The following is a 14,665-nucleotide window of genomic DNA, read 5'->3' as shown; positions in this document are numbered from 1 at the left end:
GAAAATCAACATCATTAAAACCTTCGGGTAGCTGTGGTCGACGAGACATCTGTTCTAGATAATGCATGGTAATGATGCCTAAGCATAGTTGGCGGCAGCTTAAGGATTTAGAAAATGCGATTGGTATGATTATTCTGCCACTCCATGGAGCCATGGTGGCCGACGGCTATGATGAAAGCGAAGGAGATTTGATATCCAGAGTACGGAGTATTGTGGAGCCTGAAATCCCCATTGGAGTTGAGCTTGACCTCCATTGTCATCTGACTCAAACCATGGTGGAGCAGTCTGATCTGATTGCCATATACCGGGAGTATCCGCACACCGATATTCTTCAGAGGGCGGAAGCACTTCTGAACATGACAGTGGATATGGCTCTGGGAAAAACCCGACCCGTCATGGCGATGCATGACTGTCGTATGATCAACCTCTACCCAACCGCTCTTGAGCCAATGCGCAGTATCGTTAACAGGCTTCCTGAGGTTGAACAGGGGGGAAAATATCATCTCCGTAGATATTGGTCACGGCTTTCCCTGGGGAGATGTTGCTGACTGCGGCACCCGAACCCTGATGATCAGCGATAATGACCCAGAACTCGCTAAACAACCAGCAGAAAAAATCGGAAACGTTGTTTTCGAGCATCGGCATGAGCTGCTCTTTAACCCGATCAGCCTGAATAAAGCGATCCAGATAATTCAGCAAAAAGAACATACTGGCAAACCCATCGTTATTGCTGACATTGCTGACATTGCTGACAATGCAGGCGGTGGGGCAGCCAGTGATTCAACCTCTGTTCTTGAAGCCATGTTGTCAAATGGCCTCACGGACTGCGCGATTGGCATGATCTGGGATCCTCAGGTCGTAGAAATCGCCCGAAAAGCAGGCACAGGCGCACAACTGACCGTTCGACTGGGAGGAAAAAACTCCGTTGATTCCGGCCAGCCACTTGATCTCAACGTGAAAGTAACCGGTATCATCAATGATCTTATCCAACCGTTTCCACAGTACAGTGGAGATGATCTTCCGGTTCCTTGTGGTGATACCGTTTGTCTCGAATGTAATGGGGTATCCATTATTGTTAACAGTACACGGACTCAGGTATTCCATCCCGCTATCTTTACTGCCTTTGGTATCGACTTGAGCTGTATAAAAGCCCTGGTGGTCAAATCCATCTTCCACTTCTATGCGGGCTTTGCTCCGATTGCAGAAGAAGTGTTGCTTATGGGTGCTCCTGGTCCACTGAACCCAGATTTCACCAAAGTACCCTACAAACAGGCTGACCTTCACAAGTTCCCCTGGATGGACAATCCTTTTCGATGAGTTTTCATTCCGAGGCTCACAGATTACCTATACTGCTCAGCAGTATCAGATAACACTGCCTGCAAACGATGATCAACTACCAGACCACCAGCCAGCACCCAAGGCTTGGCTTTGAAGTATGTCAGGGTATCAACCTGAAAGAGTTAACCAGCAGCCAGAGGCTCGGGCTGAAGCATGCTCTTTGGCAGCACGGGGTGGTCTTCGCCAGAAATCAGCACATGAACGCCAGTGAGATGGAACAGTTTACGCTGGATACTTTTGGCCCCATGATGATAGGGGATAATCGCAAACGTAAGGACCGCCCACCGTTACCTCCTGATCTGGTCAGTAATCATGTTGCCATACTTGGAAATCCCCTTGGGCCGATTGACCAGCCACTGGAGGCGGTCGCCTGGCAATGGCATCACGACAAGGATGCACTTCCCCGTCTGGAAGGACTGGCGATGAATGCACTCTATATTGTGATGCTTCATATGCACAAGGTTCCAGAAGCTGGGTGTAATGGGCAGCCTCACACAACGCACTTCCTTGATCAGCTTGAAGCCTGGCGTTCTCTCAGCCCTGAGCGGCAGGCAGAGTTGAGAAAAGTAAAACTTATCCACTCGCCACCGTTTCTAACGCCTGATGCATGGACAGCGGAGACACCATTAAAAACCCATCCCCTGGTTTCTGAGCATGAACTGATTGCCAGAGAGGGTCTTTACATGGGATCGGATACTGCAATACCGGTTGGACTTGAAGATGATCCGGAGGCTGCACGAGCATTCTGGGATGCACTGTTAGATGAAATCCTCGGCAAGTGCGCCATCTACTCTCACCAGTGGCAGGAAGGCGATATTGTCTTCTGGGATAACTCTCAAGTCATGCACCGTGGACAACCCTACGACTCAATGAATAATCAACGAGTTGGCCTTCGGTTAGGTGTCGTAGCCCGGGAAGAAACCACTCTAAGACATAGCTAATCGGGGTGATCAAAGCAGCAATTGCCATTACAATGCGTTCAAAATAGAAGCTGGACGTAATATGACTGACAATAACAAGCTGCCACTTATTCTGGAACCAAAAGATCTGGAGTCAATACTGACTGCTGAAGACAATGCGCCAGTAAAAGAACGCCTGATTATTATTGATCTTTGCAATCCTCAGTTGTATCGGCAGGCTCATGTTCCCGGTGCCATTAACGTACAACCACATCTACTGATTGCAGGCACACAGCCTGCCCGAGGCAAACTTCCAGCGCTCAGCCAGCTGGAATCATTGTTCAGTGAGCTTGGCTTTACCGGCGAAGAGCATTTTATTGTTTATGATGATGAAGGCGGTGGTTGGGCTGGTCGATTCATCTGGACGCTCGATGTTATTGCTCACCGGAAATACTCTTATCTGAATGGTGGTATTCATGCCTGGCTCAAAGAAGGGCATCCAAGAGAATCCAAACCAAATGAGAGAGCTTCCACAGAAGTTTCCCTGACCATCGATGACAGTGTCATTGCCAGCTGCGACTTCATTCTTGAGACATTAGAAAGTCAGGAGTTTACTATCTGGGACGCACGCTCCCCAGCAGAGTACTTCGGAGAAAAGGTCATGGCACAGAAAACCGGCCATATCCCAGGGGCTATTAATTTTGAGTGGACCCGAGCCATGGATCCGGAAAAGAACTACAGAATTAAAGAAGGGCTGGTTGAAGAGCTTGATGCACTTGGAATTAAAAGAGATCAGCAAATCATCACCCACTGTCAGGCCCACCACCGTTCCGGGTTTACTTATCTTGTAGCCAAAGCCCTTGGCTTTAAATCGGTCAGAGCCTATGACGGGTCATGGTCTGAATGGGGGAACCTGCCTCATACACCGGTTGCTCAATGAGCAAACATGACCATCACCAAAGGTGCAGGCAGTCATGCCATGAATTACAATGGCTGCCACTTTCCTGTTTTCCGAGAATCATTGCCTCAATTTTGATCAGATAATATTCCAGATGAAGCTGTCTCAGTCATTGGCGAGCAAGCCTTAGAGCGGTATTTAAAGAACTTTCAGAGCCTGTCATGCTCCCTCTCAAATAGACAACAGGCCCTTACCAGGTACGTATTTTAACTACAGGATATTCCATCACCGTGAAAGAGAAACTGTTTGCAGCTGTTCAGTATGTACTGCCCCATCACCTGATCTCCAGAGCTGTATACTATTTTGTGGAATGTCAGATTCCATGGTTCAAAAATGGCCTGATTCGCTGGGCTATTGATCATTACCACGTCAATATGAGTGAAGCGAAACGAGAAGACGCTGAAGAGTATATCCACTTCAACGACTTCTTTACCCGGTCATTAAAGGATGGCGCCCGTCCGTTACCAGAAGATCCGGAAATGATTGTCAGTCCGGCCGATGGCGTCATCAGTCAGATAGGTGACATCAAGAACGGTAGAGTTTTTCAGGCCAAAGGCCATGACTACAGCCTGGTCGAACTTCTCGGTGGTGACCTGGAACTTGGACAGGAGTTTATGGGCGGAAAGTTTGCCACCATTTACCTCTCCCCAAGAGACTACCACCGAGTCCATACACCTGCGGCGGGGTCCCTGCATAAGATGGTTCACGTGCCTGGCCGCCTTTTCTCTGTAAATCAGGGTACTGTTGAGAACATCCCCAACCTCTTTGCCCGGAATGAACGGGTGGTCAGTATCTTTGATACACAATATGGTCCCATGGCGGTCATCATGGTTGGTGCAATCAATGTTGCCAGTATTGAGACTGTATGGGCCGGTCTGGTTACACCGCAAAGGGGCCAGGTTGCTACCACCACCTATGGTGAAGCGAGTCAGTCGGTTGAATTAAGTCGTGGTGATGAACTGGGCCGCTTCAAACTAGGTTCTACCGCAATCGTACTCTTTGGCAAAGATCAAATTGAATGGCTGGAAAACTGGCAGCCAGGCCTGTCTATCAAGATGGGTGAAGCGATGGCTCGTGGTAACGGTATAAGTTCAGAGACCACATCTTCTGATGAGCCTTCTGCAGAAAAATAACCGGGGAAGTAGAGAAACCATGAGTATCAGACTCGGCATCGTGATGGACCCTATTGCCTCCATCAATTACAAAAAAGACAGCTCCCTTGCCATGCTGCTGGCTGCCAGCCAGAAAGGCTGGCAGCTGTTTTACATGGAACAGGCCGACCTTTATCAGAAAGAAGGTATTGCCATGGGCAGCGTTAAGCCATTAACAGTGAATGCTGACCCTGAAGACTGGTTCAAACTGGGAGACCGTCAGGAAATGCCGCTGGATACGCTGGACGTCATCCTGATGCGCAAGGATCCGCCCTTCGATATGGAATTTATCTACAGCACCTATCTGCTGGAGCAGGCTCAGGCGGCTGGCACGTTAATTGTAAATAATCCCCGCAGTATCCGTGACTGTAATGAGAAGATGTTTGCTACTCTTTTTCCACAGTGCACGCCCCCTGTTATGGTTTCCCGCAGTCCAAGGCTGCTGAAAGAGTTTGCAGCAGAGCATGGTGACGTGGTTCTGAAGCCTCTGGATGGCATGGGTGGCAGTTCTATTTTCCGCACAAAGCCAAATGACCCGAACTTAAGCGTAATCATTGAAACCCTGACGGAAATGGGCCAGCGTCAGGCCATGATTCAAAAGTTTATTCCGGACATTAAATCGGGTGACAAGCGCATCCTGATGATTGATGGGGAACCCGTTCCCTACTGTCTGGCACGCATTCCAGCTGCCGGCGAACTCAGAGGTAATCTGGCCGCTGGAGGTACCGGTGAAGGACGCCCCTTGAGTGAACGGGATATGTGGATTGCCCGCCAGGTAGGGCCAGAGCTTCGCAAGAAAGGCCTGATCTTTGTTGGACTGGATGTAATTGGCGACTACCTCACAGAAATCAACGTTACCTCTCCTACCTGTATCCGTGAGCTAGACAACCAGTTTAAACTCAACATCGCCGGTCAGTTGATGGATAAGATCGAGGAAAAGCTCAAGGCCAGGCCCTAACCAGACGATTATTCTATAGACTGTTTTTTTCCAACAGGATCTTGCATATAGTCTTAAATATTAGGCTTGCCCTGTAAGAGCCCTTGAAAGAGGGCTCATATCGTATTGATCAGGACGGCTCTGCCATTGTGCTTTACCAAGGAAAGCAGTAATCAGAAAGCTATGACTCAGCCAGCGACCATTTCATCAGCAGCCGTATCGACGGCAGACCGTCTGGGCTTTACCCTGTTTATGGCAGCGGCTCTGCACGTTCTGATAGTACTGGGGGTAACGTTTAGCTTTAAGGACAAGCCTGCACCACCTCCAACTCTGGAAGTGACTCTGGCCAGTTATCAAAGCAAGGAAAAGCCAAAAGAAGCCGACTACCTGGCCCAGATCAATCAACAGGGCAGTGGTACTCTGGAAGAAAAAGCATTGCCCTCCAGTGACCAGCAGGCACAGTTTCAGGAAGACACCATCAAGGAAGTCCAGCCACAGTCACAAACAGCGGCTCAACCAGAGCAAACTCTGACACAACAGACCCGTATTACCACTCGGGCAAAGAGCGATCAGAAAGTTTCTGCAAGCGATGACCGTGAAAAGCAGGAACCTGCTACGGTTGAAAAAGACAAGCCACGCAAGCACATTGACCTGAAAAATGAAATTGCCAGCCTGGAAGCCCAGTTCCATCAGCAGCGCCAGGAGTACGCCAAGCGTCCTCGTATCAAGCGACTGACAGCAGCATCCACCCTGCAGGAAGCCGGAGCATTTTATAAAGAGTCCTGGCGACGGAAGGTTGAGAAGGTTGGCAACATCAACTATCCGGAAAAAGCGCGTAAGCACCAGCTCTATGGAGAGTTGCGTCTGATGGTTGCGATCAATCGAGATGGCACATTATCAAATGTGGAGATACTGGACTCATCTGGCTATCAGGTGCTGGATGATGCTGCAGTTCGTATTGTGAAAATGGCTTCACCTTTTGCCCCCTTCGACGACACTCTTAAGAGCTATGACATGGTTGAAATTATACGCACCTGGCGTTTTGAACCAGGGGACCGACTATTCAGCCAGTAAGCGTTTCAGTATCATGTGAATATCAGTATCCAGACTTGCCATAAATGATCTTTACCCTAATACTGCCGCTATGAGCAGTGTTCCTTTCCAGAATTTCAAAAGCCATTTCCTGATTGCCATGCCAAGCATGGCCGATCCTTCCTTTGCTGAAACGCTGACTATTATTTGTGAGCACAGCCCTGAAGGTGCTCTGGGTATTGTTGTGAATCGGCCAAGTACACTGCCGATGAGTGAGATTTTCCGGCAGGTTGGCATTGATAATCATGAGCAGTCAGAAGTGAGTCAGAACGCTGTATACTCTGGAGGCCCGGTGTCTCAGGAGCGGGGTTTTGTCCTGAACTCAGGGGAATCCAGTTGGGATGCCAGTCTGGAGATATGCCCGGGGCTGCAACTGGCGACATCAACCGATGTGCTGGTGGCAATGGCAGAAGGCAAAGGTCCAAAGCAAGCGTTGGTTGCGCTTGGTTATGCAGGCTGGGGAGCAGGTCAACTGGAAAAGGAAATTTCCGAGAATGCCTGGCTGACCTGTGAGGCGCACCCGTCCATTGTTTTCGATACACCTTACCACCTGAGATTAAGTGCAGCTGCCAGTACACTGGGTGTTAATATCAGCCTGATTTCTGACCAGGTTGGTCATGCATAGAACAGAAAGCAATGACAGATAAGAAATTAAGTACAGTACTGGGTTTTGACTTTGGAACCCGTAACATCGGTGTTGCGGCTGGACAGGTTATAACTCGCACCGCCTCTGCCCTGCCATCGTTGAAAGCCAGAGATGGAATCCCGGACTGGAGCCAGGTTGAGGCACTTATCAAAGAGTGGAAGCCTGATGCCGTTGTCGTAGGCATTCCATTGAATATGGATGGCTCAGAGTCGGAAATGTCGCGACGCGCCAGAAAATTTGGTAACAGGATTCATGGACGCTTCAACCTGCCATTTTATGAAGCGGATGAACGACTAACGTCTTTCGAAGCCAAGGAATGGGCTGATAAGCTTGGGCATAAAGGGCATTACGGGTCAAACCCGGTGGACGCCATGGCCGCCCAGATTATTCTGGAAGCCTGGTTGAATGATCCTCAGAATGAGCACCTTATGAGTGACTAAGACACTCCTCCACTGGCTCAATGGCAGGCACAACAGCGCCTGCCAAGGTTGGTTTCTATACTTCTTCCATCTGCAGAGTCAATTTACTGGAACGCTCTGTAAGATAGCTTTCATCCACTTCTGAACCCAGTTTAATCATAAGACGCAAGTCGTTTGCAGAATCAGCATGGCGAATCGCTTCTTCATAGCTGACCTCTCCCCTGTTGTAGAGATCAAATAATGCCTGATCGAAAGTCTGCATACCCAGCTCCCGGGATTTTTTCATTAACTCTTTCAGCGCATGAACATCCCCTTTGCGAATCATATCCTTGGCTAACGGTGTATTCAGTAACACTTCAATAGCAGGGAGTCTCCCTGTGCCATCCAGAGAAGGAACCAGCTGCTGGGCAACAATTCCCTTCAGGTTGAGAGAAAGATCCATCCAGACCTGGTGATGATGTTCCGGGGGGAAAAAGTGAAGAATGCGATCCAATGCCTGGTTGGCATTATTGGCATGAAGCGTTGCCAGACATAGATGGCCGGTTTCCGCGAAGTTCAGTGCATATTGCATAGTATCCTGACTTCGAATCTCACCAATCATAATGACATCAGGAGCCTGACGAAGTGTGTTTTTCAGTGCGACTTCATAAGACTTAGTATCTATTCCCACTTCTCGCTGGGTTACGATGCACCTTCTGTGTTGATGAATAAACTCAATCGGGTCTTCAATGCTGATGATATGGCCTGTTTCGTTTTCATTACGATAGCCAAGCATGGCCGCCAGTGTTGTCGACTTACCCGTACCGGTAGCCCCCACCAGTATGACAAGCCCACGCTTGGCCATGGTCAAGTCTTTCAGAATAGGAGGAAGCTTCAAGTCTTCGAGACTGGGAATTTTCTCTTCAATTCGGCGCAAAACCATGCCTGATTGGTTTCTCTGCTGAAAAGCACTGACCCGGAACCGACCAACCCCCATCTTGGCGATGGCAAAGTTACATTCCTGCTTCAGCTCAAACTCAAGGCGCTGCTTCTCATCCATCACACCAAGCACCATATCTTTTGCCTCTGTGGCAGTCAGCGGTGTCTTGGTAACAGGCATCAGACGTCCATCAAGCTTTACGCTGGGAGGAAAGCCTGCGGTGATAAACAGATCCGATGCTTTTTTAACGGCGACCAGTTTTAATAATTTTTCAATATCCATTTATCATCACATTGATGTTCAAATACAGCCCGGTGTTCACTCTTGGCAAACGGTTATATGCGATACTCTTCCAGTCAGGAAAAAGTAAGTGAAGCCAGACTGGCAGGCAGCCTGGGAGTTCACTAGAAAGATAAACTTAAAAGTGTCCGGGACACTTAAAATGCGTCTCGATCCTTGGCTTTTTCACGAGCCACATCACGAGTGATCAGCCCCTTTTTCATCAGGTTCATCAGACACTGATCCAGTGTTTGCATGCCAAGCCCACCTCCGGTCTGAATTGCCGAGTACATCTGGGCAACCTTATCTTCCCGAATCAGGTTTCGAATACCTGCAGTACCGAGCATAATCTCATGAGCGGCTACACGCCCTCCACCGTTTTTCTTCAAAAGTGTTTGCGAGATCACAGCCTGGAGTGACTCTGAGAGCATTGACCGCACCATGGACTTTTCTTCAGCCGGAAATACATCAACGATACGGTCAATGGTTTTTGCCGCCGATGTGGTGTGCAACGTACCGAAAACCAGATGCCCGGTTTCTGCAGCAGTCATTGCCAGACGAATGGTTTCCAGGTCACGCATCTCACCGACGAGAATAATATCTGGGTCTTCACGCAACGCAGACCGCAAGGCATTACTGAAGCTGTGAGTATCCCTATGCACTTCCCGCTGATTAACCAGACACTTTTTCGGGGTGTGGATAAATTCAATAGGGTCTTCAATGGTCAGAATATGCTGATATTTGGTGTCATTAATGTAATCCAGCATAGCCGCCAGCGTTGTACTCTTACCAGAGCCTGTAGGGCCAGTAACCAACACTAACCCTCTGGGTTTATCAGCAATGGTTTTAAATACCTGTCCCATGCTCAAGTCATCCATGGTCAGTACTTTACTGGGGATTGCCCTGAACACGGCCCCAGCACCTCTATTTTGGTTAAAAGCATTAACACGAAAACGCGCAACTCCAGGTACTTCAAAAGAGAAGTCAGCTTCCAGATGCTCTTCCAGATCTTTACGCTGTTTGTCGTTCATGATGTCATAGATCAAACCATGAACTTCCTTCTGATCCATGGGCGGCAGATTGATACGGCGAACATCTCCATCTATTCGAATGATTGGAGGAAGTCCTGCCGATAGATGCAGGTCCGAAGCCCCCTGTTTAAAGCTGAACGCCAATAGCTCAGTAATATCCATTTATTATCCCCCTTACACCAGGAAGCAGGTAAACTGCCCATTTATTTACCCGGTAATGTACAACCTGATGACCTTATTAAAAAACCGATTTCAACGGGTTTATGACCGAATTCATCAAGCTGAGCAAGCCTGCAATCGCAACGGGCAAGTGCAACTGCTGGCAGTCAGCAAAACCAAACCTGCCTCTATGGTGCGTGAAGCATGGCATCTGGGTCAAAAGCATTTTGGCGAAAGCTACCTCCAGGAAGCCCTGGGCAAAATAAATGAACTCAATGATCTTTCGGACATCCACTGGCATTTCATCGGCCCAATTCAGTCAAACAAAACCCGGGATATCAGCACCCACTTCGACTGGGTTCATAGTGTTGACCGCCTGAAAATCGCTCAAAGGCTAAATGACCAACGCCCCCAGGAACTTTCCCCATTAAATATCTGCCTGCAGGTTAATATCAGCGGAGAAGGCACAAAATCCGGAATCAGCCTGAGTGAGCTTCCATCTCTGGTGCAATCCATTGCCAGTTTACCCAATCTGAAACTTCGTGGCCTGATGGCTATTCCAGCCCCTGAAGCTGATCCTGACTGTCAGCGCGAGCCTTTCCGGGCACTGGCCAATGCGTTACACACCCTGAATGACGAGTTCTCCCTAGCGATGGATACCCTGTCCATGGGCATGACGGATGATCTTGAGTCCGCTATTCAGGAGGGCTCAACCATGGTTCGTATAGGTACTGCTCTGTTTGGCTCCAGACTCTCTTCCCAACAAGAGCCTCAAATGGATAACAACAAATGACTGAATCAACCATTGCTTTTATCGGTGCTGGCAATATGGCCAGCAGTATTATCGGTGGCCTGATCAATAATGGCTGGCCAACCTATCAGTTGATTGCTACGGCAAGAACTGAAGAAACACTGTCCGATATCCGCGAAAAATTTAATATTGAAACGACGGTGGATAACCATCAGGCCGTCAGTAAGGCTGACGTCATTATGCTTTGCGTTAAACCACAGGTGATGAAAGCGGTTCTGACCGACTTAAGTTCGTCCATAAAGCCGGATGCCCTGATCATCTCTGTCGCTGCTGGCATTACCATGGAAAGCCTGCAGAACTGGGGAGGAGATCATCTTTCTATTGTTCGCAGCATGCCAAACACGCCTTCTCTGCTGCAATGTGGTGCCAGCGGCTTGTTTGCCAACAATAACGTCAGTCCTGCTCAGAAAGTGCTGACAGACAATATTTTCAATGCCATTGGTATTGCCAAGTGGGTCGACCAGGAGTCGTTAATTGATGCCGTTATTGCTGTTTCTGGCAGTGGCCCGGCTTACTATTTCCTGCTGATGGAAATTATGGAACAGGTCGGTACTCACCTGGGCCTTGATGCAGAAACCTCAAGACAGCTGACACTGCAAACTGCTCTGGGGGCTGCCAGAATGGCGACGGAAAGTGATGTTGATGCTGCTGAGCTTCGTCGTCGCATTACCTCTCCGAACGGAACCACTGAACAGGCCATAAAGACTTTTCAGGAGCAGGGGTTGCCTGAGCTGGTGGAGAAGGCAATGAAAGCAGCCGTCAACCGGTCGATAGAACTTGCAGAAGCTCTGAAAGACTGATTTTCAACCTGTTGACGTGCGGTGGCGAGCCTTTATTGTATTATGCGTAAAGATTATTAACTTCTATTGTTTATTGATAAAAGGGTAACCAATACACTCTATGTCTGCACTTTCTTCGAGTCTCAGCTTCCTGATCCAAACCCTGGGTGGTTTGTATATCATGGCTGTGTTGATTCGCTTCCTGCTTCAGCTGGTCCGAGCCGACTTCTATAACCCTATCTCTCAAGCCATAGTGAAGGCAACATCGCCACTGCTAAACCCCATCCGCAAGATTATTCCCGGTTACGGCGGTGTGGATATGGCCTCTCTGGTTCTGGCACTGATACTTCAGATCATACTGCTCTATGTACTGCTGTTGATGGGGGGGTACTCTCTGGCAGCTATTCCTTTCCCCAGTATCTTGATCAGTAGCCTGATTAAGCTGGGCATAGAATTTCTGAATATTTATATGTTCAGTCTGATCATTATCGCCATTGCCAGCTGGGTAGCACCTAATAGCTATAATCCGGGACTTATGCTGCTGCTACAGATTACCGAGCCACTTACCAGTCGTATACGCAAAGTGATTCCACCACTCGGTGGACTGGACTTCTCCCTGATGGTTCTGGTGATTATCATTATCACTCTGAAGAACTTCCTGGGTGCACTGGCCTGACCAATGAGTTTTCAATACTGGCTCTATTCTCAAGATCAGAGCCAGTAACATCCCCTCCGTATCCTGTTTAGCGCCTTTAACCACTCACCTTCCCGTCGATAATAAGGCTATTCCCCAAAACAACTATGAGGCAGCTGAGCGCATCATGGGAAAGGCCATTGAGTACACGCTCCAAAAGTCCCTATGGCCGGAAGCCGGGTTCATTGGAAAAGCGACAAAACAGCTGATTGCATCTGCTGCCTGTGCTTCATGCCTTATTAGTCCTTTCTCTGCTGCAAACAATGATAGGTTGCTGCTTAGTGAAGCAGACTCTCTACCCTTCATCCACACCTTCGAACAGGCTAGCCTTGAGAATGGATCTGAGCTGATCATCAGTGGAAATAATGGATCAAGCAATCAACAAGTCCTGATTGTGCGTATTGATAATGAAAACTCCTCGGATTACCGATCCAGGGTCAACCAGGAGTTCACTCTATCACCGGGTCCGTTTGAAGTAGTCTTACCGCTTTCAGGGCTGAAAACGTCAGGTGGACAGCCATTTAAACAGCCCTACAGCAAACTGTTTATTTTCAGCGCCGATACGTGGGCTGACATTGATCTGGAAAAAATCCTTCTCAGTTCGGCCGCCAAGCTTCCCGAAAACACTCTGGCACTGGATTTTGGTTCAAGCAATAGTGCTGCTTTCCCCGGCTTTGAAGCCATTGGCAAAAACAGCTCATACCTGAAAGGCAAAATAACAGAACGTGTTCGTACTTCAGGTGACTCACTGATTCGAGATGGTATTGCCGGCGTTACCAGCCTGCAGATTCCCTGGCCTGATGGGTTATGGAAACTCAGCCTATGGACACAGGATCAGGGCGAATGGGAATACCTGCCTCACTTCCTTACCCGGCAAATCATCGCCAATGGAACCACAATCATTGATGAAAAGTTAACCAGAGAGCAGTGGATAAATGATATTTATCTGGCTGGCAGGGAAAAAGAAGGAAGTATTGATGGGGACCTTTGGGATTTGGTTGGTAAACGCCGAAGTGACGTTATCAGCAAAAACATTCGTATCACCGATGGGATGGTTAATATCGATCTGACCGGTGATTATGACGCCAGATACCTTGCAGCTCTGGTTCTGGAACCTCTTGATGGCACCTATGCCCAGGCCACTCAGGAAAAACGACGCGAGCGCCTCCTTAATCAATGGTCTGTAGCTACTGAGCCATACACCCCTCCAGATTCACTCTCACTGGAAGATATAAGCCAGCAGGTAAAAGATGATGACACTTTTTATCTGGCAGCCAGAAACAGCATTCTTAACCTGGCCTTTGAAATAGAAAGCCCTATTGATGATGTGGCACCCGCTGTTGTGGTATCCCCTCCCAAATCGTCGGATGGAAAATCCTTAACGGTCATCACCCGCTACGGGCACTGGCGTTATGAAAGGCCGACCCCCAATGCAACGTCACTGATACTGGATGATAGTTATCTCCGTTCAGATATGGAAAGTATTCGTCTATCCAGCAAAAGACCCAGGCGCCTCTACGTTCAGGTGGAGGTTCCCTCTGAAGCATTCTCTGGAGACTACTCTGGTATGATCCAGCTGTTCAGCCGTGGCGAATTACGGCTTCTGGATTATAAAGTGCGGGTACTTCCGACCCTGCTGCCTGAACTGGAGAGCCCTGTAGGCCTCTACATGGAGCCCCCCCCCTACTATCAGTGGTTCAAGGCACTGGAAGGACAGACTTCAAATGCAACCTCCTGTGATCTTTCACTGCTGGCATCCCACGGTTTCAGTACCGTTGCTCCTGCATTCACAACGCCAGACACAGCGGCAGGAAGACAGGCGTTTATTCAGCAACTGCAACAATTAGAACGCTTTGGCTTCAACGACAAGATTCTGGCTTACTCTCCATTGAAACGTCTGTTAAGGCAGAAGGATGAAACAGAGGCAATAGAGGATTTGAAACAGCTGCAACAGTTATTGGAGAACAAGAACCTCCCTGACATTTACTGGTCAATTTTTGACGAGCCAGCCAACGATCACTTCTCTCAAATAAAGAATACGGCCAGTCTGCTGAATGATAACTCTCTTCAATTTAATACCGCTGGCCATATGAATCATGACAATCAGGCTGAACTTGCAGAAGTCACGGATCTTCTCCTTATCAACCACGGAACAGAAGTTACTGAGGAAAATATTAATGATTTGAAAGAAAGCAGTACAGTCTGGCTATACAACATGCCCAGCCCCAGATTGGCTGCCGGTCTGTATCTCTGGCGATCCGGTGCCGACGGTTATCTACAGTGGCATGGCCGTATGCCTACTGCAGATCCATTTGATCCCACCGATGGTCGGGAGGGGGATGTAATGTATATCTACCCATCAGCCAGCCGGTGCCCAGAAGTTCTGGATATTCATCGCCGTTTTCTTGATTTACATGAAGCAACCATTGACCTTCGTTGGTTGCAATGGCTGGAACATAGAGCTGAAGATAATCCAGAGGCAGAAGAAATACTGGAGTACATCAAGGATAGTGTATCTGTTGATTGGAATAATACATCTGATATAGCCAATAA

The 14,665-nt window shown here is 48.5% G+C and carries 15 protein-coding genes; 13 read left to right on the top strand and 2 right to left on the bottom strand.

Annotation, left to right across the window (positions count from 1 at the left end; all coding sequences use genetic code 11):
- Positions 1-71: 71 nt before the first annotated feature.
- From AK963_RS17845 to ruvX, 9 genes are all read left to right on the top strand, one after another.
- On the top strand, positions 72-548 hold the full coding sequence (locus AK963_RS17845) for a M81 family metallopeptidase (RefSeq protein WP_175404560.1): 477 nt from the start codon (positions 72-74) through the stop codon (positions 546-548).
- Positions 481-1,317, top strand: coding sequence for an MlrC C-terminal domain-containing protein (locus AK963_RS17840; protein WP_175404559.1), 837 nt, complete (start codon positions 481-483; stop codon positions 1,315-1,317). The genes AK963_RS17845 and AK963_RS17840 overlap by 68 nt, the downstream gene beginning before the upstream one ends.
- A gap of 68 nt (positions 1,318-1,385) precedes the next feature.
- A complete protein-coding gene (locus tag AK963_RS17835; protein WP_066016793.1) occupies positions 1,386-2,279 on the top strand; it encodes a TauD/TfdA dioxygenase family protein in 894 nt (297 codons plus the stop codon).
- A 61-nt stretch (positions 2,280-2,340) separates the two neighbouring features.
- Complete coding sequence (locus tag AK963_RS17830; RefSeq protein ID WP_066016792.1) at positions 2,341-3,177, top strand: sulfurtransferase; 837 nt, start codon at positions 2,341-2,343, stop codon at positions 3,175-3,177.
- Between the two features lie 248 nt (positions 3,178-3,425).
- Complete coding sequence (gene asd, locus AK963_RS17825; protein WP_066016791.1) at positions 3,426-4,328, top strand: archaetidylserine decarboxylase; 903 nt, start codon at positions 3,426-3,428, stop codon at positions 4,326-4,328.
- Positions 4,329-4,347: 19 nt separating this feature from the next.
- The gene (gshB, locus tag AK963_RS17820) at positions 4,348-5,304 is read left to right on the top strand and encodes a glutathione synthase (protein WP_066016798.1); all 957 of its coding nucleotides are present in this window, start codon (positions 4,348-4,350) and stop codon (positions 5,302-5,304) included.
- Between the two features lie 162 nt (positions 5,305-5,466).
- Positions 5,467-6,357, top strand: a complete 891-nt coding sequence (locus AK963_RS17815; RefSeq protein WP_066016797.1) for an energy transducer TonB — start codon at positions 5,467-5,469, stop codon at positions 6,355-6,357.
- Between the two features lie 70 nt (positions 6,358-6,427).
- A complete protein-coding gene (locus AK963_RS17810; protein ID WP_066016790.1) occupies positions 6,428-7,000 on the top strand; it encodes a YqgE/AlgH family protein in 573 nt (190 codons plus the stop codon).
- 11 nt (positions 7,001-7,011) lie between these two features.
- A complete protein-coding gene (gene ruvX, locus AK963_RS17805; RefSeq protein WP_066016789.1) occupies positions 7,012-7,461 on the top strand; it encodes a Holliday junction resolvase RuvX in 450 nt (149 codons plus the stop codon).
- Between the two features lie 55 nt (positions 7,462-7,516).
- Here ruvX and AK963_RS17800 read toward each other — a convergent pair whose 3' ends face one another.
- Together AK963_RS17800 and AK963_RS17795 are read right to left on the bottom strand one after the other, a co-directional pair.
- Positions 7,517-8,641: a PilT/PilU family type 4a pilus ATPase gene (locus AK963_RS17800; protein ID WP_066016788.1), complete on the bottom strand. Its 1,125-nt coding sequence runs from the start codon at positions 8,639-8,641 to the stop codon at positions 7,517-7,519.
- A 155-nt stretch (positions 8,642-8,796) separates the two neighbouring features.
- Positions 8,797-9,831 carry a type IV pilus twitching motility protein PilT gene (locus tag AK963_RS17795; protein WP_066016787.1) on the bottom strand — a complete coding sequence of 345 codons (1,035 nt, stop codon included), beginning with the start codon at positions 9,829-9,831 and terminating at the stop codon, positions 8,797-8,799.
- Positions 9,832-9,898: 67 nt separating this feature from the next.
- On the opposite strand from AK963_RS17795, the gene AK963_RS17790 reads away from it, so the two are divergent.
- From AK963_RS17790 to AK963_RS17775, 4 genes are all read left to right on the top strand, one after another.
- On the top strand, positions 9,899-10,621 hold the full coding sequence (locus tag AK963_RS17790; protein WP_066016796.1) for a YggS family pyridoxal phosphate-dependent enzyme: 723 nt from the start codon (positions 9,899-9,901) through the stop codon (positions 10,619-10,621).
- Positions 10,618-11,439, top strand: a complete 822-nt coding sequence (proC, locus tag AK963_RS17785; RefSeq protein WP_066016786.1) for a pyrroline-5-carboxylate reductase — start codon at positions 10,618-10,620, stop codon at positions 11,437-11,439. Before AK963_RS17790 ends, proC begins: the two co-directional genes overlap by 4 nt.
- Positions 11,440-11,539: 100 nt before the next feature.
- Positions 11,540-12,094: a YggT family protein gene (locus tag AK963_RS17780; protein WP_066016785.1), complete on the top strand. Its 555-nt coding sequence runs from the start codon at positions 11,540-11,542 to the stop codon at positions 12,092-12,094.
- 145 nt (positions 12,095-12,239) lie between these two features.
- The coding region (locus AK963_RS17775) for a glycoside hydrolase domain-containing protein (RefSeq protein WP_066016784.1) at positions 12,240-14,665 on the top strand (2,426 nt) is incomplete at its 3' end.

Origin of the sequence: Endozoicomonas atrinae (genome assembly GCF_001647025.1) — a bacterium.
GTDB classification, from domain to species: Bacteria; Pseudomonadota; Gammaproteobacteria; order Pseudomonadales; family Endozoicomonadaceae; genus Endozoicomonas; species Endozoicomonas atrinae.
This window is presented reverse-complemented; position numbering and strand designations above follow the sequence as displayed.

Bases quoted from the DNA above. Each gene is read 5' to 3' on its own strand.
- AK963_RS17845 (WP_175404560.1), top strand. From the start codon at position 72: ATGATGCCTAAGCATAGTTGGCGGCAGCTTAAGGATTTAGAAAATGCG.
- AK963_RS17835 (WP_066016793.1), top strand. From the start codon at position 1,386: ATGATCAACTACCAGACCACCAGCCAGCACCCAAGGCTTGGCTTTGAA.
- AK963_RS17830 (WP_066016792.1), top strand. From the start codon at position 2,341: ATGACTGACAATAACAAGCTGCCACTTATTCTGGAACCAAAAGATCTG.
- gshB (WP_066016798.1), top strand. From the start codon at position 4,348: ATGAGTATCAGACTCGGCATCGTGATGGACCCTATTGCCTCCATCAAT.
- AK963_RS17815 (WP_066016797.1), top strand. From the start codon at position 5,467: ATGACTCAGCCAGCGACCATTTCATCAGCAGCCGTATCGACGGCAGAC.
- AK963_RS17810 (WP_066016790.1), top strand. From the start codon at position 6,428: ATGAGCAGTGTTCCTTTCCAGAATTTCAAAAGCCATTTCCTGATTGCC.
- ruvX (WP_066016789.1), top strand. From the start codon at position 7,012: ATGACAGATAAGAAATTAAGTACAGTACTGGGTTTTGACTTTGGAACC.
- AK963_RS17800 (WP_066016788.1), bottom strand. From the start codon at position 8,641: ATGGATATTGAAAAATTATTAAAACTGGTCGCCGTTAAAAAAGCATCG.
- AK963_RS17795 (WP_066016787.1), bottom strand. From the start codon at position 9,831: ATGGATATTACTGAGCTATTGGCGTTCAGCTTTAAACAGGGGGCTTCG.
- AK963_RS17790 (WP_066016796.1), top strand. From the start codon at position 9,899: ATGACCTTATTAAAAAACCGATTTCAACGGGTTTATGACCGAATTCAT.
- proC (WP_066016786.1), top strand. From the start codon at position 10,618: ATGACTGAATCAACCATTGCTTTTATCGGTGCTGGCAATATGGCCAGC.
- AK963_RS17780 (WP_066016785.1), top strand. From the start codon at position 11,540: ATGTCTGCACTTTCTTCGAGTCTCAGCTTCCTGATCCAAACCCTGGGT.